The organism is Herminiimonas fonticola (assembly GCF_003293745.1).
GTDB classification, from domain to species: Bacteria; Pseudomonadota; Gammaproteobacteria; order Burkholderiales; family Burkholderiaceae_D; genus Oxalicibacterium; species Oxalicibacterium fonticola.
In genome coordinates, this window is the sequence record NZ_PTLZ01000002.1 from 693,976 (window position 1) to 719,651 (window position 25,676).

Genomic DNA, 25,676 nt, shown 5'->3' on the forward strand with positions numbered 1-25,676 from the left:
CAGTTTTTGTTTCGAAATAGGATCACCGATGGCTCTCATAGAAGATATTGTCAACAAGCAAAAGGACGGCGCGCGGTTTGTGATCTCGGCACAGGCGCTACGGCTGGATCCTGAAGAGTTCGAGACGCTCGTGAAAATGTGGATGGAGGATGAGAATCGCGGCTTTGAGCTGGCTGCCGTCCCGCACCGTACTTGTATTGAAGGTGAATTTTTTATAGACCGTATTACCGTCACCCGCGTGATCGCTCCAAAATAAACGCAAACAAGCGCTACAATCACGCCACCGTTTTTATTACCCGTTTTTACTACCAATATCGCCTGTGCTCAATCGCCTGCCTGTAATCCCGCAATACCTTATGCCCAAAAAGGCACTGACCGTCTTTGCCGGCAAAGTTGCCGGCGCGAAGGCGGGACGTGTAACGACCGGGTTGATACGCTGGTTTATCGGCAAGTACAAAGTCAATATGAGCGAAGCGGCGAATCCGGATATTCACAGCTACGCCAGTTTTAATGAATTTTTCACGCGCGCATTACGCAGCGGCGCAAGACCGATTGCGGATGTCCCCTTCATTTGCCCGGTCGATGGTGCAATCAGCCAGTTTGGCGCGATACAAAAAGATCAGATTTTTCAGGCCAAAGGCCACAACTATTCCACGACCATGCTGGTTGGCGGCGATAAAGAGCTGGCAACCAAATTCGAGAATGGCAGCTTTGCCACCTTGTATCTCAGCCCGCGCGACTATCACCGCATCCACATGCCCTGCGACGGACGTTTGACGCGGATGATTTATGTGCCTGGCGATTTGTTCTCGGTCAATCCGACGACGGCGCGTGGCGTACCTAATCTGTTTGCGCGTAACGAGCGCGTGGTTTGCGTATTTGAAGGCGAGGTAGGACCGTTCGTGTTGGTGCTGGTCGGTGCGACTATCGTCGGTAGCATGCAGACGGTGTGGCACGGTGTCGTGAATGCCGCGCGTCTGGGTGTGGTGCGCGAATGGCACTACGACAAGCAATTCATCGCTTTGAAAAAAGGCGAAGAGATGGGCCGCTTCCTGCTTGGCTCCACCGTCGTGATGTTGTTCCCAGCCCAAACGCTGGCCTTCAATCAGGCATGGTTAGCGGAACGGGCTGTGCAATTGGGTGAGCCTATGGGATCGGCGATAACTAAAGAAACTGCGAAAGAAACCGCAGTCACGCCTTAAGGTCGCAAGACGCCCGCAAGGCAGGGCGTCTATATCTTTGGATTCAATTACCTTTGGACGGGAAGGGATGATCTTCATCCACCAGGCCATAACGTTTTTCCTCTTCCTTTATGTCGTCCGAGTTCAGTGCTTGAGGCTTGTTGCTCTCCTTTTCGGTTTGCCCTGATTGCTTCTCACCGTTATCTGTATTCAGCCAAACCTTCTCTTCTTTGTTCATGCAGCACTCCTTGGGTAATTAAGTTTTTTGAGACAAGACCGTTTGCAAAAGATTCAACCTAGTCCGAAAATCAGATTCAAGTGGCTGAATCATCTCTCATGCATTTGAAATCGGCAAGCGTGTCCCACATCTGCCTGATATGCTTTCACTGTCCAAATAATTGGGCAAAAGTTGAACTGACCGCAGAAAATATACTATGAGCTTCCTTCTGGAACTGATTGAGCAATACGGATTGCTGTTTGTTTTTGGCAATGTGTTGATAGAACAATTGGGCGCCCCGGTTCCCGCTTACCCTACGCTGGTGATTACTGGTGCCTTGCTGGGACGAGGTGAATACTCCGGCCCCATGCTGTTGTTCATTGCCGTTATCGCGGCCCTGATTGCAGATTTCGCGTGGTATCAAGCCGGTCGGCGTTATGGTGCCAGCGTGATGGCGCGTTTGTGCAAAATTTCATTATCGCCCGATTCCTGCGTGCGGCAAACCGAATCTATCTATGTGCGTTATGGCCCGGCCTCATTGCTGGTAGCCAAATTCATTCCCGGCTTTGCGTCGGTTGCGAGTGCATTGGCCGGCGCGATTGGTACGCGCCCTGCAAAATTCATAGTGTTCGATGCGCTGGGTGCTGCGCTGTGGTCGGGTTCGGCAATTTTTCTTGGTTCACTGTTCAGTTCTGCCGTTGCCGATTTGCTGGATATTCTGGCCAGTCTGGGTAAGTGGGGAATTTTGCTTGTCGCCTTGGCCCTGGCCGTCTATATCGCGAAGAAATGGTGGCAGCGTCGTGCCTTCATCAAGGAGCTGCGCATGGCGCGCATCACTGTGGAAGAGCTGGAGCAATTACTGAAAACGGGTAATCCGCCCACCATCATCGATGTGCGTTCCGAGCTGTCGCGTCAAACCGGAAGAATTCCAGGCGCACAGATATTGTCTGATGATGACATCAGTGCCTTGGTGGTGAATACGACGACAGATTCGGAAGTAATTATTTATTGTGCCTGTCCAAATGAAGCGTCGGCTGCACGCTTGGCAAAAAAATTGATGCAACGTGGTTACACGCGTGTGCGTCCATTGACCGGCGGGATAGACGCATGGGTCGCAGCAGGTTTTTCGGTGGATAAAAATTAGGCTATTTGATGATTCCTGTAATCGTCGTTTACTAGTCGCAACTCATTCACTCTGGAAGTACAAGCATGCTGATTCTGTTTTTAAAAGCGGCAGTTCTGATCCCGGTTACCTTGCTGCCGATTCTGAATCCTTTCGGTAATGCGCCGGTTTTTGCCAGCCTGCACGGCAATATCGCTCCGCAAGCACAAAAGCGACTGGCACGACAAGTAGCGATCAATTGCTTCCTGATGCTGGTAGGCGCGATGTTTATCGGTTCACATGTGTTGAATTTCTTCGGGATATCGCTCCCGATTGTGCGCATAGGTGGTGGCATACTGGTGATGGCAACCGGCTGGCGGTTATTGAATGACAATTCTCATGATGCGATTCGTACGCAAGTCGCGAGCAAGCAGGTAGAAGTATGGTCGGATGAGGATTTCAAGGTACGCAGTTTTTATCCGATCAGCTTTCCGCTGACGGTCGGCCCCGGTTCCATCGCTGCAGCAATCACATTGGGTGCCAACACACCGACGCGCGTGCTCGATTGGGTGATGTCCATCGGCAGCGCCGCCTTGGGCGCTGCCATGACGGCACTGGTGATTTACCTCTGCTACAACTCTGCAAACAAGCTGATGAACTTGCTTGGACGTCTGGGCACCATGGTGCTGTTGCGCTTGTCAGCTTTTATCCTTCTGTGCATCGGTATAGAAATACTCTGGCATGGCATTCTCGGGCTGATGAACGAAGCGGGCATAGTTATCGGCTGAATCGTTCATCTTGTTCAAGCATTCGCTGCAGGATATTCCGGAATACTCGCCTGATATTCCTTTTCCATTTGTAAAAATGTATTCCAGAACAGGCGTGGCTCTTGTTCGCTCAAACGATCTTCCAAGACGTCCAGATGGGTATGCCATCCGCCTGACACATTGACCATTTCTTTGCGGTTCGGCAGTTTGCTGTGAGTCAAAGTCAACAGTGTCTTTTTCCCTTGTGGCTTTAGTTCAAAGCGTACTTCCGATCCTTGTCCATTTTTTTCATTCCAGGTAAAGCACAGCAGATGTGGTGGTTCGCATTGCGTGACGTGGCCGCTTTGCACATGACCAGTTTCGTAGGGGCGAAAACGTTCTGGTGTGATTTCTTTTGTCAGACATTTGAAGTCGAATGCCAGTGTCACTTGACCGCCCACTTTCAATTCCATAATGCCGGATGCCAGCCATGTGCTGCGTTTCTCCGAATCGGTCAGATAAGCCCATACCTGATCCACGGAACCGGACAGGGTACGCTCCATGCGTACCGTTGCCGTATCAATTACCACGCCATAGTCACTCATGTTTTTCTCCTTTTTGCTTTCGTTGATTTTTGCAGCTCGCGCTCCAATGCATCAAGTCGATCCGACCAGAAATTTTCATAAAAACGTAACCAATCCTCAGCGGCTGCCAACGGCGCAGCCTGCAGGGAGCAGGTGTGTGTACGACCTTGTACCGTTCGCAGTATCAGGCCGGCATTCTCCAATGCTTTGACGTGTTTGGACGCACCGGCCAGCGACATATCGAAAGGAGCAGCAAGTTCACTGATCGTCCGTTCGCCGTCGGCCAGCAGTCGCAGCATTTTCCGTCGTGTTACATCGCCAAGAGCGGTGAACACGGCATCGAGTTTTTGAGAGTTTAATTCAACCATACAGTTGAATATATCAGGCGAAAATTAAAAGTCAACCTTTTGGTTTAATATTTTTCGAGTGCGGTGAAACTGTGCTGTAGAACTGATAAGGTAATACGAGTCATTCCAGCGCCATCACTGCAACGATGCAGGTTGCACAGACTGTGATCAGCGCGTACAGGTATTTGCGTACCCGCCTTCGTCTGTCAATCAGAAAGAGTGTTCTTTCACGCTTCATGGCTATTCCACCTCGCTGATCAAGTTCACGTTGGCAACCTCAAGTATCTTGATTTTTTCCATGCGATTGGCAGGCAAGGCGACATCGATGATGTGTAGCGTTTTTCTACCTATCAATGCCATGCCTATAGGCGATAAGACCGATACATATGCCAATTCCGGATTGGCTTCATGCGGACAAACAAGCGTAAGGATTCGTTTGTCGTCAACGTTCGCCGGTGTATAGCTCACACTTGAATAGAGCGCAACGCAATCTTTGCGTTCCGTGTCAGCGGCGAGTATTTTCGACGTTGAAACGATATCCAGCAATTCTTCGCCGACATTGAGCTCAACGTCAGCCAGGCGCAATAATTGTTCAGCAAGCCGGCTCAGGATAGCGGCATCGTTTTGTTTCAGGATACGTTGATTTTTCATGGCAATAGTTCTCCGTGGCCGACCACGAAAGGCAGGCCAAAATTGGCAGTGCAATATCGATGCGCGTGATTACACAAGCATCAACAAAAAGGAAGATTCAGGCGGGTGGCTCGGGAGTGATGTGAGGGAACGAAACTTCGTTCCTGCTGATACTCGCCGAGCCTAAGAGAGGCAGGCGAGGTCTCTTGTGAAAGACGATGGTGTGTAAATCTCCGCCGCGCCGTGGGCGATGGCAGAGACGCTCATTGCGAGCAGAAAATGCGCGCGCAGGGATTCCGTGTTCGGCGCAGAACTGATGCGTTTCGACAGGAAGGTTGGCGCGGTGGTCATTTTAATAATGATGAAAAATTAAGCAATGCGCGCAATCGATGCGCGACCTGGATGAGTATAGCTGTTTGCAGGTTTACGTCAACCTCATGAACATCTGTGTTTTTGCACAAGAGGTTTTTGTTTGTGGAAATAAGGTTAACGCAATGCGGCCCACAGCAAAGACAAGCCTGAAAACAGCAGCAAGACATCCAGCAGATAGCGATGCGCTTGATCGCTCAACTTTAGCATCACGATTTTTCCGGCAAAGGTACCCGCCATCAACGAGGCGCCTACCAGTAAACCTTTGATGAAGATATTCGGTGGCATTGCCCCGAACTCGCCAAAGGTAATGATCTTGCTGACGTAAAGAAATAGCGAGCTGGCGGCTTCGGTTGCGATGAAGGCACCTTTCACCAATCCGTATGAAATAAAGGCCGGAACGCTGAGCGGTCCGGTCGAGAGCACCACGCCAGTCAGATAGCCGATGAAGGCACCGGCTATCGAGAGTTGCCACAGGCGCAGGCGAAAGTTGCGCAGCATCAGCCAGTGACGTGCTGGAATCATCGCAATGAAAAAGATGCCGAGAAAAATATTGATCAGGTTGGCAGGCAAGGCGAGCAGGGTGCGTGCACCAAGGGCCGCCGCCGGGATGCCGGTAATCGAGTAGGCTGCGAATGCGCGCCAGTCGATCAACTTCCACCACGCCATCACACGCGCCAGATTTGCCATGACGGCGGCGACTGCCATGATAGGTACAGCCTGTTTGGGGCCGAAGGTATACACCAGTATCGGCAGCAGGATGATGGATGAGCCGGTGCCTATGATGCCGCTGATGCCACCTGCAATCAGGCCGACAATAAGGACAAAGAGATAAGAAATCATGCGTGCAGATGATGTATGTGTTTGCTGCCAGTGCAGATTGTGCTGCAGACCGTTACACTGCCGGTATTAATAGAGAGTGCCATGACGATAGTAGACAACAGAAAAGCGTTTCACGATTACTTCATCGAAGATCGATACGAAGCAGGCATTGTATTGCAAGGATGGGAAGTCAAGGCGATCCGCGCCGGCCGTGTGCAGCTGAAAGAAGCATACGTGATTGCGCGCGACAATGAAATTTACCTGTTCGGCGCACACATCAGCGCATTAAACAGTACATCAGCGTTCGATCATCCGGAAGCGATACGCACGCGCAAGCTCTTGCTGCATGCGGCAGAGATCAAACGTTTAACCAGCAAGGTCGATCAATCCGGTTTCACGATGGTGGCTGTCAATCTGCACTGGGTGCAAGGCCGTGTGAAGTGCGAGATTGCGCTGGCCAAGGGCAAGAAAGAATACGACAAACGCAATACCGAAAAAGAACGCGACTGGCAGCGTGAGCATCAAAAAATCATGAAGATCCATCGCCGTTGATCTCAAGCTGAAAACGTAAAAATTCGCTATGCAAAATTCAGACAAAAAACTCAGTTCGCAAGAACTCACGCATATCACCGATGTCACGCTCGATCATTACAACCAGCGCGCCGCTGCTTTCTGGGAAGGCACGCGCTCGCATGATGTCAGCCAGAATATTCACTCCTTGCTAAAGCATATAGAGGGCGCTGCACCTTTCAGTATTCTGGATTTGGGTTGCGGTCCGGGGCGTGATCTGAAAACGTTCATAGCACTGGGACATCAGCCGGTAGGCCTGGACGGCTCGGCAGAGTTTGTACAGATGGCGCGTGATTATGCAAACTGCGAAGTATGGCAACAGGATTTTCTGAAGCTGGATTTGCCGGAACAACGTTTTGACGGCGTGTTCGCCAATGCATCGCTGTTTCATGTGCCGAGTCAGGAATTGCCACGCGTACTCAAACAACTGCATGCAAGCTTGAAAAACGGCGGCGTACTCTTCACCTCCAATCCGCGCGGTGAAAACCAGGAGGGATGGAGCGGCGATCGCTATGGCGCTTATTTCGAATTACCCGCTTGGCGTCAATTCATGACAGATGCCGGGTTCGCCGAGTTGGAGCATTACTATCGGCCGCCAGGTTTGCCGCGTGAACAGCAACCTTGGCTGGCCTCGATCTGGCGCAAGATCTGATCTTGTTTGCTACTTCTTAAACCGCCCTTGCCGGTTTTCGTATCATGAAAATAATCACTGCTGCAAACAGGCACGCCGCACCAGCGGTGTACAAGGCTGGCGTATAAGTCAGCAACATCGTGCGTGACAAACCTGCACCGTAAGCAGCGATCGCACTGCCGATCTGATGTGCCGCAAAGATCCAGCCGAACACCATGCCCGCACGCTCCTTGCCAAACGTCGCACCCGCCAGTTTGACCGTGGGCGGCACCGTCGCGATCCAATCCAATCCGTAAAACATTGCGAAGATAGACAAGCCATACAGCGTGAAATCCGAATGTGGCAACCACAGCAGCGACAAACCGCGCAAGCCGTAATACCAGAACAGTAGTTTGCGATTGTCATAGCGGTCGGACAGCCAGCCCGACAAGATGGTGCCGACAAAATCGAAGGCGCCCATCATCGCCAGCATGCTGGCAGCAGGGATTGCAGCCATGCCGTAATCGCCGCACAGCGAGATAAAGTGCGTCTGGATCAGTCCGCTGGTGGAGAGGCCGCAGATAAAGAAGGTGCCGGCAAGAACCAGGAAGGTGCGATTGCGAGAAACACTGGCCAGTACTTTCAACGGCTCCAGCAAAGTCATGTGTGCTGCTGAAGCTTGCATAGGCAATGCCACGCTCGGGTCAGCACCGTAAGCGACGATGCCCACATCATTAGGATGGTTGCGTATCAGGAGGAAGGCCAGAACGGCGACCAGGGCGCAACAGAAAAATACCGGCAACACAGCCATGCGCCAGCCGTGATGCTCGATCAGCCACGCAGCGACCGGCAGGAAGATCAATTGTCCGGTCGCAGAGCTTGCGGTCAGCAGACCGATCACCAGTCCACGCCGTTTTTCAAACCAGCGATTGGCAACCACTGCGCCCAATACCAGTGCCGTCATGCCGGTCGCAATGCCAAGGATCAAGCCCCACAGCATGAACATATGCCAGAGCTGTGTCATTTGCGTGGACAAGGCGAGACAAAGCGCCACCAGCGTCAGTGCAGTCGAGATCACATTGCGCAAGCCGAAACGTTCCATGAAAATGGCCGCAAACGGTCCGATCAGGCCGAACAAAATGAAGCGCAGTGCGATTGCGGATGAAATCTGATCCGTAGTCCAGCCGAACTCCTTGCTGAGTGGTTGCAGCAGCACGCCCGGCAAACCCAGCGCGGCGGCAGAAGTCAGCATGGTCAGGAAGGTGATAGCGACGATCATCCAGGAAAAATGGATACCTTTGCGGTCCAGCCATCTGGACAATGATTGAGCGAACATGAATTTCCTATTTGTGGTTCGACAGGGTGCTGTTGAATGGTGAATCAGACATTTGCATTAGCGAGCAATTGCGCGCGTGCGGCTGACAAAATTTCTTCCGCAATCGCATCGTCATGGGTGGCGCGCGCCAGCATCATCGCGCCTACCATCGTGCTCCATTGCGCCAGCGCTACCTTCCTGCGCGTTGCGGTGTCATCGGATGCAACCAGTGATGCCAGCACCTCCACCAATTCGGTAGTGCCAGCCAGATAGGCGGCGCGCACCGGCTTGTCGTGCGCTTCGCGTGCGACGTCGACGGCGAGGGCGGGGCCTGGGCAACTGTTACCAATATCCAGTACATTTTTCGACGACAGATAATTGTCGACGATGGTTTTCAGTGCAGTTTTTTCATCCTTTGCACTCTCCACACGCTTTTTCCAGCGCTCAACTGCATGGTCGAACGCATTGGCGCAGGCTACTGCCGCCAATTCATCCTTGGATGAAAAATGCCCGTAAAAGCCACCGTGCGTCAGCCCGGCTGCTGCCATCAGGTCAGCGACGCTGACACCGTTGAAGCCTTTTTCGCGAAACAGTTTTGCAGAAACGTTCTCGATGGCAGAGCGGTTCAGGTCGGTTTGTTCTTTGGATACGCGTGGCATGGCAGGTTCGGAAAAGTAGGCTTGAACGAATAATAGATGTTAATCATCATAAATGCAATAGATGTTATTCATCATCTATAAATTTAATTGGATTGGCTGAAAATGAATTTGCGTAACGCTAAATCCAGGGGGCGTACTTGCAGGCCAGGGTTCTCACGATGTGAGATTGACAACGGCAGATGCCGACATCAATCGATGCGGGTAATCCTGTTTGTCGCAGGCGGCGTCATCGGCGAATGACTGCGCAGATATGCTTCCAGCGCATCGACATCGATCGCGCCGCCAGAGATATGTTCGCCCTTATTGAATAGACTGAACTGATCGCCGCCGTTCGCGAGATAACTGTTGATCGTCACGCGATAGATAGCTTTGTCGACAATCGGCACGCCATGCAGGCGCATCGCGCTGACGCGTGAGCCGGCAGGTTTTTGCAGATCGTAGGAATAAGTAAATCCTGCAGATGGAAATAATATGCGCGGACCGTCGTCGGTATTCGATTGCCGCTTGAATTGTTGTTCCAGCACTCGATGTAATTGCGTACCGCTAAAACTCTTCACGACAAGATTATTGCCGAACGGCTGCACGCTGAATATCTGCCCATACGTAATCTCTCCACCTCTATTTGGCACATGCAGGTCGGCACGAATACCGCCCGGATTCATCAGCGCGATTTGCGCTCCGCCATGTTCGGCAGACTGTGTGGCGGCAAGTTGCGCATCCGCGATCAAATTGCCTAGCGGGCTTTCGCCGGATATGGCTGACCTGCGTGATACGGATATCGTCAACCTGCCGACCATGCGATTGGTCAATGCGGCTGCCGCATCGGCATAACGGGTGACGATCGCATCGACATCACGGTCTTTGCCAAAGCGCGGATAGTCTGCCGATGGCTTGATCGTCACTCCGGCGTTATTCACGAAACTTTCGCCCTGCACGATGACGTTGTCCGCAGATTTTGAAACAACTTTATGCGTGCGTGGATCGATGGTCAGATTGATGTCTGTGATCACAGTGCCGTATTGCCCAGCGCTGGTCAGCAAGAATGGTTTGGCCGGATTGCGTTTGCCGTAATCGCAAATGTAGGATCGATGCGTATGCCCGGAAACCACGACGTCGATGGCCGGAGCTAGACGTTCAAGTATAGGCACGATAGCGCCGGTCAGGCTGGGGCAGGAACTTTCACTGCTGCCATTGGTTACACCGCCTTCATGGATCACAACCACGATCGCATCGGCACCTTGCGCTTTCAACTGCGGTACCAATGCATTCGCGGTGCCAGCTTCGTCGGCGAAGCTCAGTCCGGCGACGCCGGCAGGCGTGACGATGTGCGGCGTGTTCTTCAGCGTCAAACCTATGAAGCCGATTTTGACTTGTTGTGTGCCACTACCGAATGATTTGATGCCGGTGGCAGGGAATAAGGTCTGCCCGTCAGCCTTGAATGTATTGGCCGCCAGAAAGCCGAAATTGGCACCAGGGAATTGCTTGTTGAGCGCGCATGGTTCGCGCTGCGTGAACTTGGCACAACCGCCATTTTGCATACGCAGTAACTCGCGCCAACCTTTATCAAATTCATGATTGCCTACCGCGTTGAAGTCGATGCCGAATGCATTGACCGCTTCTATAGTTGGTTCGTCGAGGAATAGGGCAGAGACCAGCGGCGACGCACCTATCATGTCGCCGGCAGATACAACGGCGTGATTGGGATTGGCTTGCTTTAGTGATTTGATTGCGCTGGCCAGATAAGCCGCGCCGCCTGCCGGCACGTAAGTACCGACGCTATTTGCGGCAGGGACGAACAAGGATAAACGAGGTGCTTCCAGATGGCCGTGCAGATCGTTGAAGGCAATGATCTTGACCTCGACATTGCTGGCATCTGCAGAAGCGCTGCTGGCGCTGCCGGTCAAAAAAATGACAGACAGCGCCAGCAGTATCCTGCTTGATTTAAACATCGCTCAGACGATGATGTTTAAAAAGACAGTATTTAAGGATTGCCCATGAAATCGCGCTTGCCGATTTCAATACCGTTGTGGCGCAGGATTGCGTAAGTCGTCGTCACGTGGAAGAAGAATTGCGGCAGGCCGAAGTGCACCAGATAGTCCTGAGCGTTGAATTTTCTTTCTTTCGGGGTACCTGGGCGCAGAACGATCTCGCGTGCTTCCTGACCGTTGATCTTGTCTGCCGGGATGCCGTCGATAAAGGCGACAGTTTCTGCCAGCATCGCGCGCAAATCCGCAAAGGTAGTCGCCAGACTGTCATCGACTTTCGGTACTTCCAGACCGGCCAGACGAGCCGAGACACCGCGGGCGAAGTCGCCTGCGATTTGTACCTGGCGAATCAAAGGGAACATGTCCGGGTAGAGACGAGCTTGCAGATAAGCATTCGGCTCTATGCTTTTTGCTGTTGCATGTTCTTCTGCTTTGCTCAGTAGAGCGCTGACACTGTTAAGCATTTGTTTGAAAACAGGGACAGAAGCGGCGTGTAGAGAAATGGTCATGAAAGTTCCTTGAATAAGTTTGCAGTGAGGTCATTCGCCGAATGGGCGGTAAAGCGTGCAGCGATTATAGGCAGGAAATCAAAGACGCGTTGCCTGCGTCTTTAAATGGGCAGACTCTCGATATTTTCTTCGTGATTGCAACACGGGTATTGATTGTCACAAAAGGGATATAGCGAAAGACAGCGCTTCATTATTTTAAATCGTGGTCGAAGACGTGATTTTTGCGAGGAGTAAACAGTCTGCTTTCGACCTTGGATTCAACCGGTCAATGCAACAAGTTGGCTGAATCCAAGGCCGATAGCGGACATCTGCTCGCAACTACGCATTATCAAAAGAGAGAAGACCAGCTGCACGATAACTTTCAATTAAGGAATCAAAGAGCTTGATATCTTGCCTTCCTCTCGCCATGAGCTGTGCCCCTGAAATGGCCGCAAAGATTGCGCGAGCGCGAAGTTCAGCAGGCTTTCGCTTCATTCCAGTCCGTTGCAGCACGTTACCTAGCCATGCCACGTTCACCTCTGCAAACGCTTGCACTTGGACTTGAACCTCTAACGGTAAATCATCGTATTCAGCAGTCATGAAGCTACAAAGACAAATACGATTACCGTTCTCTAATGACCGTCGAAAAGTTTCTGGGTATCGATTCAGACATACCTCAGGCGTTCCTGCATTCATTGCTATTGCCTCTAAGGTGGCCGCTGAATCGTCAGCATAGCGTCGAGCCACTGCTGCAGCCAAATCCGCCTTACTTGGAAAATGGTGATACAGACTTGCGGCCTTTATACCCACTTGTTCAGCCAGAGTACGCAGATTTAATCCCCTATAGCCGTGCGCCTGAGCAATACGCGTAGCGGCAGCAAGAATCTTGTCGCTAGAACTAGAACTCTGATTGGTACTCAAGATGATGCCCTCAAATATATGGTTGACGAATGCCAGTATAGCGCATATTCTTAAACCTAACAAACGTTAGGTAGGATTTGTGTATAACCCTCCTTTTTTGTTAATTCTATTTAATTCAGGAGAATGTAATGACATCTAGCACCACAACCAACAGCACCAATATGACGGTCTATGACTTTCCGGTCGGCCCTTATCCGACGCGCGTACGAATCGCTATAGCAGAAAAGAAATTGCAAATGAAAATCCGGTTCGAGCTGGTAGATTTGTACAAGGGGGAACACAAAAAACCAGAGTTCATCGAGCAAAAAAATTATTCGGGAACGCTGCCAGTGCTCGAGTTGGCAGATGGCACACTGATAGCCGAATGCACCGCCATTACTCAATACCTCGATACGCTAGATGGGTCGCCCAGCCTTACGGGCAGCACGCCTCTGGAGCAGGGAATCATTCATATGATGAGCAAGCGGGCCGAAATCGAATTGCTTGACGCTATTAGTGTCTATTTTCACCATGGCACGCCAGGCTTGGGACCATTGGTGGAGCTTTACCAAAATCCAGAATGGGGATTCCGTCAGCGTGACAAAGCGATTCGAGGTATGCATTACTTTGACAAAGTGCTCCAGCGCCAACCTTTCATTGCTGGCGACAAATTTTCGATGGCGGACATAACTGTCATCGGAGGCCTAGTGTTTGCTGCCATCGTAAATCTGGAAGTCCCACCGGAATGCAAAGCCTTGCTTTCCTGGTACGAGCGGATGAAAAAACGCGAAAGTGTTGCTACACAACCGGCGTTTTCTAGTTAAGAGGGCTTTCGCAGAATTGAGAATGGTCGGCCGGGACAGCTTTGTGTGGCATACATGCAAATGTCCACTCTTGGCCGATAGCTGACGTCTGCTCCCCACCCTAAACTGAGCCTGAGCAGAGTGACGGCGAACTGTCGTGGGGCGTCGGGTGGTAGCTCCGGCTTCATGCGCCTATGCTTGCTTGTCGCGCTCGCGTGCCCACTCAGTGTACAGATCGGGAAGGTCGTCCGTTGGCACTGGCATGTGGCGGATTGTCATGGATTGCTCGGAGAAGGGCTTGGCAAGATCCTCATAGACCGCTGCGGAAGATAGTCCGAACGGCGCGCCGTCCGCATTGGAATAGGCGTAGGTGATTTTGCGAACGCCAGCCATGCGCATGGCCGCCATGCACATGGGACACGGATGGCCGCTGGCATAGACGACACAACTGCTGAGATCAGGCGAACCGAGTTTTCGGCTGGCGGCGCGAATGGCCATTAATTCGGCATGGGCTGTCGGGTCATTGGTTGCGCAAATTTCGTTGACGCCGGTGGCGATCACCACGTCATCCCGTACCACAATCGCACCGAAAGGGCGCCCACCTCTGCTTATGTTGGCGCGGGCTAGTTCGATGGCGTCAAGCAGGTAGCGATTTTCATTAGTCATGATTGTGTTCCTTTCAATGGTATTTTAAATTTTCGGCGTGCACTGGCAGTCAGCACAAGCGGCTCGAAGTTCTGGTGGGGACACGACGAGCTGGGATGCTAGATGTTTACGCAGCGCGGCCTCAGTAACGTAACCGCAGCCAATCATCGTCAGTACCGGCGCATGCGAGGCTACCCCGGAAGCCGCAATCATTGCACCCGCACCCATGCTGAAACGTGCGTGGTTAACTACAGTGATCCAATTGAAGCAAGCTCTGAAATTTGCGTTTCCATAAAAAACGCCGTTGGCAAGCGCCAAACAGGTTCCGGCTATTGTCAGCGCGTTTTGCCCGGATGCCATACCGCCCTGGATCATAAATATACCGTTGATCGTAAGCGGTACGTTGGCACACAATCCAAAGAAGGGTATGAGACGTTCATATCTAGTTCCTATGCCTGGGATTTGATTGGCGAATAGGCATACGGCGGCCGCTAGACTTGCAGCAATACCACCGCTAATAACCATTGTGTTGGGCCCCGTCATCGCGAGACCGAGCGAGCTAATCAAAAAAATTACTGACGATGCAGTAGCTTTAAGTTCGTCTGACAACATGCCGCAAGTCCCCGTTATGTGTATTTATGAAACAGGAGCGTAGACATGCTGCAAAACCGTGTCCATCGGGCTTTCCTGATTTTTAACTAAGGATTTACTGAGACGTGTAGTCTGTCCCGGTCTCAATGGACACCAGGTTAAGCATTGAGTGCTAATTGGCGTGGCTCGAATCCGGCCGGGGTCAAATACCCTAATGTCGAATGGCGGCGATGCCGATTGTAAAACCGAATGTAATCGAAACACGTTTGTACGTGCTTCTTCGTAACTTCCATCAATGCGCAATACTTCTGCAGCAGCAGACGGAAGCGTTGGAATCGCAGGCCCGATTGCAAGAAACAACATTCCAAAGCATTTATATAGCTCGGTAAAGAGGAAGAGAAAATTGAAACAGCTCGACCTTGCTTCTTATAATACGTTTCGACTGTCTCGCTTAAATAGTTCCAATCGTTCTCTTCAATTTTTAATAGCGCGATTACCTCTCTTAATAATTTTCAAGTGCTTTCATTTTTTGCGGCAGATGAATGTCCGCTATTGGCCTTGGATTCAACCGGCGACCTATCATGGCCGAGATCGCGATAAAGCGGAACAAGGTTGAGAATAATTGGTTGCTCATGGAGGATGATTTTTATTGGGCGGTCGATTTTTCAGATTTCGCTTTCCTTTGATTTTGGATCGTAGCTACTGATCTGTTCAACAAAGCCATCGAATGCCGCTAGCAGGGGTAGATACTTTTCTGTTTCATTTTCCAGTTGCATCAACGCATGGCAGGTCGCCTCGTACGTCGAGAGCTGATCCGGCTTGTGTGCCTTGCGTATCCGGTAATGCGAAGCAGGTGGATCGCTTAAAGGCAGGCGCGGCAATTGTTGCAGTAGCGGATTGAGGTAAAGCATCTTTCGGCTTTTGCGCCAGGTTCCATCGATTACGACCAGGCGATATTGGATTGCTGTGTTATCTGCAGGAATAGTCAATACTGGCGGAGTTGCGATGTTGCCGTCTTCCGAGGTGCTGGGGTACAGCAATAATGGCAGAATTGTTTTTTGCCTCTGATCATTATCTTGTCGATGAGGGAAGGGCGCATACAGCAATCCACGCAACTCATCTTCCGCAAATACTTCACCGGTAATTATTTGGCTGCGCGCCAAACTCAGATGCAGCAGGCGCGCGCTTCCCTTTGCGTTGTCGATTTCCAGCGGGTGCTGCAGAAAAAGCACTTCGACCTCGTGCCCAGTCGGTGTAATCCAACGGCAAATGCATGTACGTTGCGGGCGCAGGCATTTTGTACAGAGTGCTCGTTTAATGGATGTCATGTGATCCATTCAGATTGCAGAAAATCGCTTGGCCAATTTCTCTTTGCGGAAATGTTCAACCACGAAATCAACGAAGGCACGTGTTTTTGCAGGGAGCAGCTTTTGTGCAGTGAAGTAGAGTGACAGCGTGCCGATGTCGACATACCAATCCGGCATCACGCGTATCAGTTTTTTATTTTCCAGGTAATGAAGTGCATTAGGCATCGAAATCAGCGCGATTCCCAGGCCCAATTGGGCTGCTTCACACGCGGCATCGGGGTCGCTCATGGTCATGCGCGTACGCAAGGTAATCGGCATTTGTTCATTCACGTGATTGCGTAAAGGCCACGAACGTATGCGCCCGGTTTGCGGTGAACGAATCAAAATGCCATCGTGTTGCGCCAGATCTTCCGGCACGCGCGGCATGGCTTTATCCGCAAAGTAATTCGGTGCTGCGACCAGCACACCGTGCGCCGGTGCCAGCGCGCGTGCCACTACACCAGGCGGCAAATCGAAGCCACCGCCGATGGCGGCATCGAATCCTTCAGCCACCATATCGACGCGACGATTATCGAAGTGCCAGTCAGGCACGATGGCAGGATAAAGCTTCAGGAAATCTGCGAGCAGAGGCACGATATAAGTACGGCCGAAACCTGTGCCCATGCTGATTTTCAGCGTGCCTGCAGGCTGGCCATCCACGTTGGCCAGATTGGCGACAGCTGACTGGATAGTCGCCAGGCCGCCGCTGACTTCTGCCAGGAAGAGTTCGCCAGCCTCGGTCAATTTCAGGCTGCGGGTGCTGCGCTGGAACAGGCGCACGCCCAGATTTGTCTCCAGTTTTGCCACGTTCTTGCCCACTGCGGCCGAAGTCAGACTGAGGCGCCGTGCGGCTTCCGAGAAGCTTCCTGCCTCTGCGCTGCGGACAAAACATTCGATGCTGCTCATGGATTCCATGGCGGTCCTTTTATAATCACTTTAAACCATTAGTATCAACAGATTATAGAAATTACTATCTAGTCACAACATAATTCATGATCGATACTGACTCCGTCGTCTCGCAATTCAACTTAATTTAATCAAACAAACGGAGAATAAATCATGTCGAACTCAACACAACAAACTTTGGCAGGCAAAACAGCTTTCGTTCAAGGCGGTTCACGCGGTATTGGTGCCGCCATCGTCAAACGTCTGGCACGTGACGGTGCCGCAGTTGCTTTCACTTACGTCAGCTCGCCTGACAAGGCAAATGAAGTTGTTTATGCGATTCAACAAAGCGGTGGCCGCGCGCTGGCTATCAAGGCCGACAGTAGCGATGCTGCAGCAGTTAAACAAGCCATCGATCAAGCAGCAGCGACCTTCGGCGGTATTGATATTCTGGTGAATAACTCTGGCGTCCTGGCTTTGGGTCCTATTGAAGAATTCAAGCTGGAAGATTTTGATCGCACCGTTGCAGTGAATGTGCGTAGTGTGTTCGTTGCAACTCAAGAAGCGCAACGTCACATGGGCGACGGTGGTCGCATCATCACGATAGGCAGCACAAATGCTGACCGCATGCCGTTCCAGGGCGGTGCAGCGTATGCGATGAGTAAAGCAGCAATCGTCGGTTTGACCAAAGGTCTGGCACGCGATCTTGGCCCACGCGGCATCACTGTGAATAATGTGCAGCCAGGTCCTGTTGATACCGATATGAATCCTGCCGACAGTGATTTTGCAGATAGTTTGAAAGGTTTGATGGCAGTCGGACGCTATGGCAAGGTAGAAGAAATCGCATCTTTCGTGGCTTATCTTGCTGGCCCTGAAGCTGGTTACATCACTGGTGCCAGCTTGACGATTGATGGTGGTTTTGCCGCGTAATCAAGCAAGCAGAATATGGAAAAAATGAAAATTGGCCTGCGTTATAGCAGACCAATTTTTTTATAGCTTGTCCTTAAATCAAAGCTGCGCGAAATCAACTTTGCTTGATTCCTTCTAGAAGAAGAATGTCGCGTTCAATAAAATTTGGCGCGGATCGCCAAGGGCAACAACGTTATTGCTCAAGGCCCCTGGATAGTACTTTTTGTCGAACAGGTTTTTCACATTTAACGCAAGCTTGTAGCCATTGCCTACATAGTTGAGAGCTGCATCTGCCAAGGTATAGCCGGGAATAGTGTAGCTATACGAATAGCCGCGCATGGCACCCGAATAGCGAACGCCGGCACCAACGCTGAAGCCATGCAATGCAGCCTGACGGAATGTGTAAGTTCCCCACAAGGTTGCAGCATGACGTGGCACGTTATTCAGCGGTTTGCCAACATTGGCCGCAATGGTATCCTTCGTGACCTCGCTGTCGGTATAGGTATAGCCGGCCAGCATATTCCATCCGTTGCGCAGATCCATTGCAAGATCTACTTCCACACCTTTGCTTTGTTGCTCACCGATTTGCAGGTAGTAGCCAGTGTTGTTTACGTCGGATGCGGATACGTTTTGACGTGTCAAATCATAGAGCGCAATACCTGATGTGATACGGCCATCGTCGGATGCAAACTTCAAGCCGACTTCGCTTTGCTTGCCGCTCTCGGGTTTGAGTTGCTCGCCACTGATTTTTAAACCGCTGAGCGGTAAAAATGAATCTGCATGGCTGATGTAAGACATCACATTTGGCGAAATTTTGAACATCAAGCCAGCATTTGATGTAGTGGCCAAGGTGTTTTGCGTTTGCATGGCTCCGGTTTTGTTGTTGAGTGTTTCCAGTTTGCCGTCTTCACGACGTACACCAAGCAAGAGGCTGAACCTATCATTGAATTCAATGCGATCACGCAAGTAGAGTGCAGTCGATGAAAACGTGGTGGTGTTGTCGTTTGTCCAGTTTGCAGGGCAGGTGATCGCAGCGCCATAGACTGGTTGATACAGATTGAGTGCCGCAAGACTGCAGGTGCTGGACTTGAAGTGGTCTCTATCTTGTGCCAGATCGAGTCCGCCCATGACAGCATGCTTCATGCCGAGCAGCTCAAGTTTCTTTTCAATATTGGTGTCTAGTCCAATGACGCGACTATCAGAATCTTGCAGAGTCGCAGAACGATTCTGCAGGATCTGGTTTGCTTGAAGCGTGCCATTGAATACTGCGCGTCCTTGCATTGATTGTTCTTGCCAACGGAAATTCTGCTGCAATTTCAGATCTGGCGCGAAACGGTGCTCCAGCGTATAGCCGACGCGATATTGCTCGGAAGTGTAAGGGCCGAATGCCGATTCGCCGATGAAGCGATTCCACGGAATTGCGCCATTTTTATTCGGCAGGATGGTGCCATAAGGTGACAAACCTTGCTGGCGTATGTATTCGTTGTAGTTATAGCTGGTTAATAGAGTGAAATCGGTATCCGGCCCCACATCCAGTGTCAGCGAAGGAGCGATCCAGCGATGCTTCTGATAGACGAAGTCGGTAGGGTCGTCGCGATCGAGTACCAGCCCATTGATGCGAAACGCGCTCTTGCCATTCGCTGAAATCGGTCGACCAAGATCGAAGGTCGCTTGCTTGAAGCTGTCGCTGCCGATGGTGACGCCGACTTCATTGAAAGCGTCGCTACGCGGTTTTTTACTGACCATATTTACCATACCACCCGGCTGTACTTTGCCGAACATGATGGATGCCGGTCCTTTTAAAACCTCCACGCGTTCCATGCCGAACGGCTCTTGTGCCACCCATGCGTTTTGCGAAACGGATAAGCCGTCCAGGAAAACCGATTCGGTCGCACGTTGCCCGCGAATGATGAAATCGTCCCAGCCGCGTCGACCGAAATTGCCGGACACGACGCCCGTCACATTACGCAATGCATCGGTGAGTGTGACGGCTTGTTGAGAGTCCAGTAACTCGCGTGTCAGGACGGAAATTGACTGCGGCGTCTCCAGCAAGATCGCGTCCGATTTGGTGATGCCTGATGCTTTCTTCGCGATAAAACCGGCGCCATCGCTCTGTGTAGTTTCGACGACGATCTCTGGCAACACGACAGGATCTGGCGTGTTGTTTTGTGCATGTACCAGCGATAAAGTGAAGGGTAAAAACAGAGTCGCCATGGAACTGGCGATGATTTTTTGTTTCAAAATGACCTCGATAAAACGCGGCAAGCCGCAACAATTGTTACTGGCTGGCTATCGAGATAATCGATTTTGATGGCTGGCTGAAGGGTGGTTCCTGCAAATTTTTAGTTTTGTTTCGATGGTGCGGTGCATACCAAAACTAAAAATCGACAGTAAAAATATTTTTGCTAATGATAATCGTTATTGTTTGTGATTAAAAGAGCTTTGTGCTGTTTGTGTGGCTGTGCACTCAATTTTTCTCCCGCGCCAGCGATAGAAATTCGCTCCTGAGTCCGAGATTGCTGCGCATTTCACCCAGCAATGCGGATGTCACCGTTTCTTCTCCCGGCGTCTGGATGCCGCGACTTTCCATGCACATGTGGCGGCATCGAATCACCACGCCAACCGACAGCGGCTGCACATGTTCCATCAGCGTTTCCGCGATTTGTATGGTCAGGCGTTCCTGCACCTGCAGGCGGCGTGCAAAGCAATCGACCAGGCGCGTGAGTTTGGAAAGGCCGACGATTTTGCCGTTCGGCGTATAGCCTATGGTGGCGGTACCGAAGAAGGGCGCAAGATGATGTTCGCAATGGCTGTAAACAGGAATACCTCGTACGACGATCAATTCGTTGTATTGCTCTGCACCGTCTTCAAAGACCTTGAGTATTTCAGCCGGATTTTGCGCATAACCGGCGGTCCAGTGTTGCCACGCTTTTTGCACGCGCCGCGGCGTGTCCTGCAAGCCTTGTCGCTTCGGATTTTCGCCGAGATGGATCAACAGACGGCGCCAGTCGTGCTCTGAAAAATCGTCGTCTTTTATTTCAGCCAGAGCTGTCGGCCTTGTATGCAAGAGGTGTTCGTCAAGCGGATGTATTTTCATGATTTGCATTCAGGCGAGGCATTCGCCTGTTTCAGATAAGCGATCAAATCGCTGCGTTCTTGTTTGCTTGCAACACCGGCATAGCCCATCGCAGTTCCGGGAACGGCCTTGGTCGGATTGGTGAGGAACAGATCCAGCGTTTTTGCGTTCCAGACGATAGTCGAATTTTTCATCGCGTCCGAATACGCGAAACCCTTCACGCTGCCGGCGCGGCGGCCGAACAGGCCGCAATGTCGCGGACCTGTACGATCGTAGGCGAGGGCATGGCAAGCCAGGCAACGTGCGTAAATTGCTTCACCTGCCTTGACCTGCGTCGTCAGTGCTGCATCGTTCCCCGATGCAGCAACTGCCGACGCCATGCCCGCGGCCAGCGCCAAACTGAGTAGTCTGCGCACGATGCTTACGACATGAAAGCCGACGGCACAGGGATTTCTCCCAGCGCATTGCGCAGGATCGCCCAGTGCATTGCTTCGTCACCCAGAATGCTGGCGGCGGCTTGCGCGAGTTCGCGATTGCCGAACAGCGGTACCGCGCCCAGATAGGCGCTGACTGCGCCTTTTTCCAGCGTGGCGGCGAAGCGCAATACATCGGTTTGCGATTTCAGTTTATCGACCGGAAAAACGTATTTGTCTTTGGGATTGACGGCCTTGCCGCCAAGTTTGGCAATGGTCTTGGCAAGAACGTCTGCATGTTCCTTGTGATGACCCTGAAAAGTCAGCGCCAGGTCGAGCACCGGTTTTTGCAGCAGGCCGCTTTCCGCACCCAGCTGATAGGCGGCAATTGCTTCGAGTTCTGCACCAAGAGCGCTGTTGAGTATGCTTACGTCGGAAGCGGTCGATGTGCTTCCTTTGGCAGCCAGTGCATCATTTCCTGCGAGCAGGGCGACGGCGGCGCCGGATAGCAGCAGGCCGGATTTGCCGAGAAAGGAGCGACGTGTCGCAGGGAGTGAAAAATTATCGGCTTGAATTAGAAATGACATGTTATTTCTCCATTAAATAAGTACTGCACTCGATTAGGCCTAGGACCTGTTAATGATTAATTTGTGAGATGCGTTCCAGCGTGCCGGCGACGATGCGATCGCAACGCGCGCCATCGAAGGAAAACGCGGTTTCGTAGACGAAATCGATTTCCTTCGCCAATGCCTCGCGCAGCAGGCCGCGGGCACGGAAGAAACGGCTGCGTACGGTGGCTTCCGGAATGTCCAGACAGCGCGCCGTTTCATCGACGCTCATTTCTTCCAGTGCGCGCAATACGAACACTGTGCGGAATACATCCGGCAGTGCATCGATCTGCCGCTCCAGCATGCGGCGTGCTTCCGCACGCGACGCTGCTTCTTCGGGCTGTTCAGGTGTTGCTTCATTCATGTTGACCTCTGCGGCTTCGTTTTCCAAAACAGCATCGCCATCCAGACGAATGATGTCGGCCCGGCGTCGGCTTTTACGTGAGCGCGCAATGGCTTCGTTGATGACGATGCGCGTCAGCCAGGTAGATAAAGTTGATTCACCGCGAAATTTTTCCATGTTGCGATAGGCCAGCAGATAGGCTTCCTGCAACACGTCTTCGGCTTCGGCGTCGTCTTTCAGAATGCTGCGTGCGGTACGGTACAAGGGGCGGTTATGACGTCGCATCAGGAACGTGAATGCAGTCTGATCGCCGTGCGCAATGCGTTGGGCAATTTCGCTATCCGAACAGTCGGCGGGATTTTCTTTTGCTGTGGACGTTTGCATTGCTTTCTCGCTTTTTTGTGTTGTTGCATCATTGGATGCAGGTTGCGACGCTGGCGTTCCCGTTGCTGATATTCGTCAGTGTTGGCGTTTATTTGATGTATGTGGCACAGGCAACGTTTCTGTGTTGCTCGGTATGTGAATGCTGCAATGCAATGTCCAGGTTGGAGGGCTTGCTTACACATTGAAAGTCGGCACATACTGCCTATACTGAAGCATGTACAGGCAGCTTAGAGGAGCCGTCATGAGACACAGACTGTATTATTTTCTGCCGGATATAGACAGTGCACGCCGTAGCTTCGATGACATGTTGCTGAGCCGCATAGAGCAACGTCATATTCGCTTTATTTCCAGCGATCCATTACCTCCAGATATGCCGGAGGCAAGTTTTCTTATTAAAACAGATGTGTTGCATGGCGCCGCGGCCGGCATGATCGTCGGTGCAATTCTCGGTATAGCATTTGGTGCCTTGCTGATTGTGTATTTTGACCTGGGGCAAGCAACCGTACTGGTTACAACCTTGATGGGTATTTTATTTGGCGGTTGGGCCTCGAGCATGGCTGCAGCGGCTATACCCAATTCGCAGTTGAAGGTGTTTTATCCAGATCTTGAAAAAGGTCGGATATTGATGATAGTGAATGTGCCTGCGCGACGCGTGGAAGAAATTGAAAAAATGCTGGCTGCACGTCATCCTGAAATGAAGTTCGGTGGCGAAGAGCCACATATACCGGTTTTCCCCTGATCCGAAAAACTGGCCTGATTGAATTTGGTGATGAGATGTCTGTTGTGCAGCAATGACCGAAAAGCTTGAGTGATTTTTAAATCGGTATTGTTTCTTTATGGAGGTTGTTATGGAACTTCACATGCATTCACATCGATGGGAAAATCGCAGTCCTGACTGGACGGTGGCCGCTGTTTCCGGATTTGCCGCGGGTGCAGTTTTGATGGTGCTGGAGTTACTTTGGTCGACTATCATCATGGGCGCAAGTCCTTGGGAAACATCGCATATGGTGGCGGCAATCACGATGGGGCAAGATGCCTTGCAGTCCACCGATTTTGATCTGCTGATCGTTTCAATAGCCTTGATTACTCATTATGTGCTGGGGATTGCATTCGCGATTGTCCTTTCCTTCTTGATCGCGTCCTTCCATTTCGATTCAAGCATAGGCATGGTGTTGTTGACCGGCGCAGTATTCGGGGCAGTTCTGTACTTGTTTAATTTCTATGGCATGGTGCAGTTTTTCTCGTGGTTTGCTGAAATGCGTGGCTGGGCAACGGTTGCTGCGCATGTGATCTTCGGCATGGTAGTCGCCTCCATGTACTGGAAGCTGGAACAGGTACGACGGTAAGGGGAGAGCATCGAATAGTCACTGATTTATTTACATGATTATTTAATGCTGAAAACGGCACGCGACGGAAAATGTCGGGTGCCGTTTTTTATGATGCGTTAGATGTTTGCCGCTTGAAGGACTGGCTTAATAACCTACTGTAAAACGTTGGCGCGTATGTACAGGTTTTTCCAGCTCGTCGATAAACGCAATCGCGAAATCCTTGAACGAAATCCAGCTTCTGCCATGCGCATCAACCAGCAAGTCATCCTTGCCTAAACGAAATGTGCCAGTACGGGCTTCTTCGACAAACTCGGCTGAGGGTGACAGGAAAGTCCAATCCAGTTCTGTTTCCTGACGCAAGGTATCGAGAAACACACTGCCTGCGCTTGCTTCTGCTTTGTATTCAGCAGGGAAGCCAGGCGCATCGATCACCTTCAAACCTGGTGCGGCAAACAAGCTGCCTGCACCACCGACGACCAGCAAGCGTTTAACGCCGGCTTTTTTAACCGGATTGATGATTGCGCTCGCTGGAATGCCGGAAAAATGCGCTGCGCTGAATACGGCGTCGTGGCCAGCGACTGCACTTTCCAGTGCTGCGGCGTCCAGCACATCTACATTCTTTGTCGTCACACCGGCGCGCGTACCCAGCGCCGATGCTTTGCGTGCAATTGCCGTCACGGTATGGCCGCGGCGTAATGCTTCTTCAAGTAATTGACTGCCGGCGCGGCCGGTTGCTCCGATGATGGCGATCTTGCTCATGTTTGCTCCTGTTGATTGGTATGAGGCTTCAGCTTAGTTGCTTAAAGCGAATCTAAAAAGCGTATTATTTGACATAGTTTGTTTCTAAAAACGGTCGAATAATGGATAGATTGATTGCAATGCAGGTGTTCGTCGAGGTTGTGGATGGTGGCAGTCAATCTGCTGCCGCAGACAAGCTTGATATGTCGCGACCTGTCGTTTCACGCTACCTGGCTGAACTGGAAGAATGGGCTGGCGCACGTTTGCTGCACCGCACGACGCGCAAGCTGAGTTTGACCGTTGCGGGTGCTGAAATGCTGCCACGCTGTCGTCAAATATTGGAGTTGTCTACTGATATGAAAACCGCGCTTGCGATGCCGGAGGATGCGCCGCAAGGGCTGTTGCGTATCACCGTCAGCACTTCGTTTGGCCAGGCACATCTGGCCGAAGCCGTGTCTGAATATGTGCAGCGTTATCCAGCGGTCAATGTCGAGATGCTGCTGCTGGACCGCGTCGTTAATCTGGTGGAAGAGCGCATTGATCTGGCGATTCGTGTCAGCAAAGAACTGGATCCGAACCTGATTGCTCGCAAACTTAGTGTGTGCCGATCCGTGATGTGCGCTTCACCTGCCTATCTGGATAAATACGGTACGCCTACGCAGATTGAACAGTTAATTCAGCACAACTGCCTGATTCACTCGTATTACGGTAGCGTGTGGCAGCTGGAGCATGACAATATGCCTGCCAATGTTGCGGTTAAAGGCAATATCAGTGCGAATGACGCGACCTCTTTGGTACAGGCAACTCTGGCAGGTGCGGGCATCGCATTGCTGCCAACTTATCTGGTTGCACCTTTTCTTCATTCTGGTCAGTTGTTGGCACTGTTGCCGGATTATCATCCGCAGGAATTCGGTATTCATGGCGTGTATGCATCGCGCAAACACATGCCGGCGACTTTGCGTACGATGCTGGATTTTTTGGCTGAGCGTTTTACCCTGGAGCCGACATGGGATAAATTTCTTTAGGGAAATTTTATTTTAGTCAGGCGATGGATGGATTGTTTTCAATCTGAAAACAATCCA

General features: G+C 51.5%; 31 protein-coding genes and 1 pseudogene. 11 read left to right on the forward strand and 21 right to left on the reverse strand.

The features are described 5' to 3' along the window. Positions 1 to 28: 28 nt before the first annotated feature. Both Hfont_RS10625 and asd read left to right on the forward strand, forming a co-directional pair. On the forward strand, positions 29 to 256 hold the full coding sequence (locus Hfont_RS10625; RefSeq protein WP_112992341.1) for a hypothetical protein: 228 nt from the start codon (positions 29 to 31) through the stop codon (positions 254 to 256). A gap of 100 nt (positions 257 to 356) precedes the next feature. Next, positions 357 to 1,202 (forward strand): archaetidylserine decarboxylase, encoded by an 846-nt coding sequence (asd, locus tag Hfont_RS10630; protein ID WP_170176897.1) that lies wholly within the window; start codon positions 357 to 359, stop codon positions 1,200 to 1,202. A 43-nt stretch (positions 1,203 to 1,245) separates the two neighbouring features. On the opposite strand, the gene Hfont_RS15090 is transcribed toward asd, so the two are convergent. Beyond that, positions 1,246 to 1,419: a hypothetical protein gene (locus Hfont_RS15090; protein ID WP_162845901.1), complete on the reverse strand. Its 174-nt coding sequence runs from the start codon at positions 1,417 to 1,419 to the stop codon at positions 1,246 to 1,248. 196 nt (positions 1,420 to 1,615) lie between these two features. Here Hfont_RS15090 and Hfont_RS10635 point away from each other — a divergent pair, with 196 nt between their 5' ends. Together Hfont_RS10635 and Hfont_RS10640 are read left to right on the forward strand one after the other, a co-directional pair. Beyond that, entirely contained in the window at positions 1,616 to 2,542 is a 927-nt protein-coding gene (locus Hfont_RS10635; RefSeq protein ID WP_112992343.1) for a DedA family protein/thiosulfate sulfurtransferase GlpE, read from the forward strand. Between the two features lie 65 nt (positions 2,543 to 2,607). Then, positions 2,608 to 3,288, forward strand: a complete 681-nt coding sequence (locus tag Hfont_RS10640) for a MarC family protein (RefSeq protein ID WP_112992344.1) — start codon at positions 2,608 to 2,610, stop codon at positions 3,286 to 3,288. Between the two features lie 14 nt (positions 3,289 to 3,302). Here the strand turns inward: Hfont_RS10640 and Hfont_RS10645 are convergent, their stop codons facing one another. The 4 genes from Hfont_RS10645 to Hfont_RS10660 all read right to left on the reverse strand — a co-directional run bounded on the left by Hfont_RS10645 (position 3,303) and on the right by Hfont_RS10660 (position 6,019). Further along, positions 3,303 to 3,851 (reverse strand): SRPBCC family protein, encoded by a 549-nt coding sequence (locus tag Hfont_RS10645; RefSeq protein WP_112992345.1) that lies wholly within the window; start codon positions 3,849 to 3,851, stop codon positions 3,303 to 3,305. Continuing rightward, a complete protein-coding gene (locus tag Hfont_RS10650) occupies positions 3,848 to 4,198 on the reverse strand; it encodes an ArsR/SmtB family transcription factor (RefSeq protein WP_112992346.1) in 351 nt (116 codons plus the stop codon). Before Hfont_RS10650 ends, Hfont_RS10645 begins: the two co-directional genes overlap by 4 nt. A 219-nt stretch (positions 4,199 to 4,417) precedes the next feature. Further along, entirely contained in the window at positions 4,418 to 4,828 is a 411-nt protein-coding gene (locus Hfont_RS10655) for a GreA/GreB family elongation factor (RefSeq protein ID WP_112992347.1), read from the reverse strand. A gap of 465 nt (positions 4,829 to 5,293) precedes the next feature. Next, positions 5,294 to 6,019: a sulfite exporter TauE/SafE family protein gene (locus Hfont_RS10660; protein ID WP_181666443.1), complete on the reverse strand. Its 726-nt coding sequence runs from the start codon at positions 6,017 to 6,019 to the stop codon at positions 5,294 to 5,296. An 81-nt stretch (positions 6,020 to 6,100) separates the two neighbouring features. Between Hfont_RS10660 and smpB the strand changes: the two genes are divergently transcribed. After that, positions 6,101 to 6,550 (forward strand): SsrA-binding protein SmpB, encoded by a 450-nt coding sequence (gene smpB, locus Hfont_RS10665; protein WP_112992459.1) that lies wholly within the window; start codon positions 6,101 to 6,103, stop codon positions 6,548 to 6,550. Positions 6,551 to 6,578: 28 nt separating this feature from the next. Further along, on the forward strand, positions 6,579 to 7,220 hold the full coding sequence (locus tag Hfont_RS10670) for a class I SAM-dependent methyltransferase (protein ID WP_112992348.1): 642 nt from the start codon (positions 6,579 to 6,581) through the stop codon (positions 7,218 to 7,220). A gap of 16 nt (positions 7,221 to 7,236) precedes the next feature. Here Hfont_RS10670 and Hfont_RS10675 read toward each other — a convergent pair whose 3' ends face one another. The 5 genes from Hfont_RS10675 to Hfont_RS10695 form a co-directional block, all read right to left on the reverse strand. Next, positions 7,237 to 8,514: an MFS transporter gene (locus Hfont_RS10675; protein ID WP_112992349.1), complete on the reverse strand. Its 1,278-nt coding sequence runs from the start codon at positions 8,512 to 8,514 to the stop codon at positions 7,237 to 7,239. 44 nt (positions 8,515 to 8,558) lie between these two features. Further along, positions 8,559 to 9,152, reverse strand: coding sequence for a TetR/AcrR family transcriptional regulator (locus Hfont_RS10680; RefSeq protein ID WP_112992350.1), 594 nt, complete (start codon positions 9,150 to 9,152; stop codon positions 8,559 to 8,561). A gap of 188 nt (positions 9,153 to 9,340) precedes the next feature. After that, positions 9,341 to 11,101, reverse strand: coding sequence for a bifunctional metallophosphatase/5'-nucleotidase (locus tag Hfont_RS10685; RefSeq protein ID WP_112992351.1), 1,761 nt, complete (start codon positions 11,099 to 11,101; stop codon positions 9,341 to 9,343). Positions 11,102 to 11,133: 32 nt separating this feature from the next. Next, the gene (locus Hfont_RS10690; RefSeq protein WP_112992352.1) at positions 11,134 to 11,646 is read right to left on the reverse strand and encodes a DUF1993 domain-containing protein; all 513 of its coding nucleotides are present in this window, start codon (positions 11,644 to 11,646) and stop codon (positions 11,134 to 11,136) included. Positions 11,647 to 11,964: 318 nt separating this feature from the next. Continuing rightward, the gene (locus Hfont_RS10695) at positions 11,965 to 12,546 is read right to left on the reverse strand and encodes a TetR/AcrR family transcriptional regulator (protein WP_112992460.1); all 582 of its coding nucleotides are present in this window, start codon (positions 12,544 to 12,546) and stop codon (positions 11,965 to 11,967) included. A 128-nt stretch (positions 12,547 to 12,674) separates the two neighbouring features. On the opposite strand from Hfont_RS10695, the gene Hfont_RS10700 reads away from it, so the two are divergent. Continuing rightward, a complete protein-coding gene (locus Hfont_RS10700; RefSeq protein WP_241523071.1) occupies positions 12,675 to 13,349 on the forward strand; it encodes a glutathione S-transferase in 675 nt (224 codons plus the stop codon). A gap of 171 nt (positions 13,350 to 13,520) precedes the next feature. On the opposite strand, the gene Hfont_RS10705 is transcribed toward Hfont_RS10700, so the two are convergent. The 5 genes and pseudogenes from Hfont_RS10705 to Hfont_RS10725 all read right to left on the reverse strand — a co-directional run bounded on the left by Hfont_RS10705 (position 13,521) and on the right by Hfont_RS10725 (position 16,825). After that, positions 13,521 to 13,994: a nucleoside deaminase gene (locus tag Hfont_RS10705; RefSeq protein ID WP_112992353.1), complete on the reverse strand. Its 474-nt coding sequence runs from the start codon at positions 13,992 to 13,994 to the stop codon at positions 13,521 to 13,523. A 24-nt stretch (positions 13,995 to 14,018) separates the two neighbouring features. Beyond that, positions 14,019 to 14,585: a hypothetical protein gene (locus Hfont_RS10710; RefSeq protein WP_112992354.1), complete on the reverse strand. Its 567-nt coding sequence runs from the start codon at positions 14,583 to 14,585 to the stop codon at positions 14,019 to 14,021. Positions 14,586 to 14,722: 137 nt separating this feature from the next. Then, a pseudogene (locus Hfont_RS10715) lies at positions 14,723 to 14,824 on the reverse strand (IS3 family transposase); the annotation flags it as partial. 405 nt (positions 14,825 to 15,229) lie between these two features. Further along, positions 15,230 to 15,901 (reverse strand): tRNA-uridine aminocarboxypropyltransferase, encoded by a 672-nt coding sequence (locus Hfont_RS10720; RefSeq protein ID WP_112992355.1) that lies wholly within the window; start codon positions 15,899 to 15,901, stop codon positions 15,230 to 15,232. After that, entirely contained in the window at positions 15,902 to 16,825 is a 924-nt protein-coding gene (locus Hfont_RS10725) for a LysR family transcriptional regulator (RefSeq protein ID WP_112992356.1), read from the reverse strand. 144 nt (positions 16,826 to 16,969) lie between these two features. Here Hfont_RS10725 and Hfont_RS10730 point away from each other — a divergent pair, with 144 nt between their 5' ends. Further along, the gene (locus Hfont_RS10730) at positions 16,970 to 17,725 is read left to right on the forward strand and encodes a 3-oxoacyl-ACP reductase family protein (protein WP_181666444.1); all 756 of its coding nucleotides are present in this window, start codon (positions 16,970 to 16,972) and stop codon (positions 17,723 to 17,725) included. A 114-nt stretch (positions 17,726 to 17,839) separates the two neighbouring features. Here the strand turns inward: Hfont_RS10730 and Hfont_RS10735 are convergent, their stop codons facing one another. From Hfont_RS10735 to Hfont_RS10755, 5 genes are all read right to left on the reverse strand, one after another. Next, positions 17,840 to 19,945: a TonB-dependent siderophore receptor gene (locus Hfont_RS10735; protein ID WP_181666445.1), complete on the reverse strand. Its 2,106-nt coding sequence runs from the start codon at positions 19,943 to 19,945 to the stop codon at positions 17,840 to 17,842. A gap of 226 nt (positions 19,946 to 20,171) precedes the next feature. After that, positions 20,172 to 20,801 carry a GTP cyclohydrolase I FolE gene (folE, locus tag Hfont_RS10740; RefSeq protein ID WP_181666446.1) on the reverse strand — a complete coding sequence of 210 codons (630 nt, stop codon included), beginning with the start codon at positions 20,799 to 20,801 and terminating at the stop codon, positions 20,172 to 20,174. Beyond that, positions 20,798 to 21,160 carry a c-type cytochrome gene (locus Hfont_RS10745; RefSeq protein WP_112992464.1) on the reverse strand — a complete coding sequence of 121 codons (363 nt, stop codon included), beginning with the start codon at positions 21,158 to 21,160 and terminating at the stop codon, positions 20,798 to 20,800. Before Hfont_RS10745 ends, folE begins: the two co-directional genes overlap by 4 nt. A gap of 41 nt (positions 21,161 to 21,201) precedes the next feature. Continuing rightward, positions 21,202 to 21,780, reverse strand: coding sequence for a ferritin-like domain-containing protein (locus tag Hfont_RS10750; protein WP_112992358.1), 579 nt, complete (start codon positions 21,778 to 21,780; stop codon positions 21,202 to 21,204). 49 nt (positions 21,781 to 21,829) lie between these two features. After that, complete coding sequence (locus tag Hfont_RS10755; protein WP_112992359.1) at positions 21,830 to 22,528, reverse strand: RNA polymerase sigma factor; 699 nt, start codon at positions 22,526 to 22,528, stop codon at positions 21,830 to 21,832. A 241-nt stretch (positions 22,529 to 22,769) separates the two neighbouring features. On the opposite strand from Hfont_RS10755, the gene Hfont_RS10760 reads away from it, so the two are divergent. Then, positions 22,770 to 23,267, forward strand: coding sequence for a DUF1269 domain-containing protein (locus tag Hfont_RS10760; RefSeq protein WP_112992360.1), 498 nt, complete (start codon positions 22,770 to 22,772; stop codon positions 23,265 to 23,267). 109 nt (positions 23,268 to 23,376) lie between these two features. Continuing rightward, positions 23,377 to 23,874, forward strand: a complete 498-nt coding sequence (locus tag Hfont_RS10765) for a hypothetical protein (RefSeq protein WP_112992361.1) — start codon at positions 23,377 to 23,379, stop codon at positions 23,872 to 23,874. Between the two features lie 126 nt (positions 23,875 to 24,000). On the opposite strand, the gene Hfont_RS10770 is transcribed toward Hfont_RS10765, so the two are convergent. Further along, positions 24,001 to 24,615 carry an NAD(P)-dependent oxidoreductase gene (locus Hfont_RS10770; protein ID WP_112992362.1) on the reverse strand — a complete coding sequence of 205 codons (615 nt, stop codon included), beginning with the start codon at positions 24,613 to 24,615 and terminating at the stop codon, positions 24,001 to 24,003. A 101-nt stretch (positions 24,616 to 24,716) separates the two neighbouring features. Here Hfont_RS10770 and Hfont_RS10775 point away from each other — a divergent pair, with 101 nt between their 5' ends. Next, a complete protein-coding gene (locus tag Hfont_RS10775; RefSeq protein ID WP_112992363.1) occupies positions 24,717 to 25,619 on the forward strand; it encodes a LysR family transcriptional regulator in 903 nt (300 codons plus the stop codon). The last annotated feature ends 57 nt before the right edge of the window (positions 25,620 to 25,676 follow it).

Excerpts from the sequence above, each read along its gene's own strand:
- Hfont_RS10625 (WP_112992341.1), top strand. The coding sequence starts at position 29 with ATGGCTCTCATAGAAGATATTGTCAACAAGCAAAAGGACGGCGCGCGG.
- asd (WP_170176897.1), top strand. The coding sequence starts at position 357 with ATGCCCAAAAAGGCACTGACCGTCTTTGCCGGCAAAGTTGCCGGCGCG.
- Hfont_RS15090 (WP_162845901.1), bottom strand. The coding sequence starts at position 1,419 with ATGAACAAAGAAGAGAAGGTTTGGCTGAATACAGATAACGGTGAGAAG.
- Hfont_RS10635 (WP_112992343.1), top strand. The coding sequence starts at position 1,616 with ATGAGCTTCCTTCTGGAACTGATTGAGCAATACGGATTGCTGTTTGTT.
- Hfont_RS10640 (WP_112992344.1), top strand. The coding sequence starts at position 2,608 with ATGCTGATTCTGTTTTTAAAAGCGGCAGTTCTGATCCCGGTTACCTTG.
- Hfont_RS10645 (WP_112992345.1), bottom strand. The coding sequence starts at position 3,851 with ATGAGTGACTATGGCGTGGTAATTGATACGGCAACGGTACGCATGGAG.
- Hfont_RS10650 (WP_112992346.1), bottom strand. The coding sequence starts at position 4,198 with ATGGTTGAATTAAACTCTCAAAAACTCGATGCCGTGTTCACCGCTCTT.
- Hfont_RS10655 (WP_112992347.1), bottom strand. The coding sequence starts at position 4,828 with ATGAAAAATCAACGTATCCTGAAACAAAACGATGCCGCTATCCTGAGC.
- Hfont_RS10660 (WP_181666443.1), bottom strand. The coding sequence starts at position 6,019 with ATGATTTCTTATCTCTTTGTCCTTATTGTCGGCCTGATTGCAGGTGGC.
- smpB (WP_112992459.1), top strand. The coding sequence starts at position 6,101 with ATGACGATAGTAGACAACAGAAAAGCGTTTCACGATTACTTCATCGAA.
- Hfont_RS10670 (WP_112992348.1), top strand. The coding sequence starts at position 6,579 with ATGCAAAATTCAGACAAAAAACTCAGTTCGCAAGAACTCACGCATATC.
- Hfont_RS10675 (WP_112992349.1), bottom strand. The coding sequence starts at position 8,514 with ATGTTCGCTCAATCATTGTCCAGATGGCTGGACCGCAAAGGTATCCAT.
- Hfont_RS10680 (WP_112992350.1), bottom strand. The coding sequence starts at position 9,152 with ATGCCACGCGTATCCAAAGAACAAACCGACCTGAACCGCTCTGCCATC.
- Hfont_RS10685 (WP_112992351.1), bottom strand. The coding sequence starts at position 11,101 with ATGTTTAAATCAAGCAGGATACTGCTGGCGCTGTCTGTCATTTTTTTG.
- Hfont_RS10690 (WP_112992352.1), bottom strand. The coding sequence starts at position 11,646 with ATGACCATTTCTCTACACGCCGCTTCTGTCCCTGTTTTCAAACAAATG.
- Hfont_RS10700 (WP_241523071.1), top strand. The coding sequence starts at position 12,675 with ATGACATCTAGCACCACAACCAACAGCACCAATATGACGGTCTATGAC.
- Hfont_RS10705 (WP_112992353.1), bottom strand. The coding sequence starts at position 13,994 with ATGACTAATGAAAATCGCTACCTGCTTGACGCCATCGAACTAGCCCGC.
- Hfont_RS10710 (WP_112992354.1), bottom strand. The coding sequence starts at position 14,585 with ATGTTGTCAGACGAACTTAAAGCTACTGCATCGTCAGTAATTTTTTTG.
- Hfont_RS10720 (WP_112992355.1), bottom strand. The coding sequence starts at position 15,901 with ATGGATCACATGACATCCATTAAACGAGCACTCTGTACAAAATGCCTG.
- Hfont_RS10725 (WP_112992356.1), bottom strand. The coding sequence starts at position 16,825 with ATGGAATCCATGAGCAGCATCGAATGTTTTGTCCGCAGCGCAGAGGCA.
- Hfont_RS10730 (WP_181666444.1), top strand. The coding sequence starts at position 16,970 with ATGTCGAACTCAACACAACAAACTTTGGCAGGCAAAACAGCTTTCGTT.
- folE (WP_181666446.1), bottom strand. The coding sequence starts at position 20,801 with ATGAAAATACATCCGCTTGACGAACACCTCTTGCATACAAGGCCGACA.
- Hfont_RS10745 (WP_112992464.1), bottom strand. The coding sequence starts at position 21,160 with ATGGCGTCGGCAGTTGCTGCATCGGGGAACGATGCAGCACTGACGACG.
- Hfont_RS10750 (WP_112992358.1), bottom strand. The coding sequence starts at position 21,780 with ATGTCATTTCTAATTCAAGCCGATAATTTTTCACTCCCTGCGACACGT.
- Hfont_RS10755 (WP_112992359.1), bottom strand. The coding sequence starts at position 22,528 with ATGCAAACGTCCACAGCAAAAGAAAATCCCGCCGACTGTTCGGATAGC.
- Hfont_RS10760 (WP_112992360.1), top strand. The coding sequence starts at position 22,770 with ATGAGACACAGACTGTATTATTTTCTGCCGGATATAGACAGTGCACGC.
- Hfont_RS10765 (WP_112992361.1), top strand. The coding sequence starts at position 23,377 with ATGGAACTTCACATGCATTCACATCGATGGGAAAATCGCAGTCCTGAC.
- Hfont_RS10770 (WP_112992362.1), bottom strand. The coding sequence starts at position 24,615 with ATGAGCAAGATCGCCATCATCGGAGCAACCGGCCGCGCCGGCAGTCAA.
- Hfont_RS10775 (WP_112992363.1), top strand. The coding sequence starts at position 24,717 with ATGGATAGATTGATTGCAATGCAGGTGTTCGTCGAGGTTGTGGATGGT.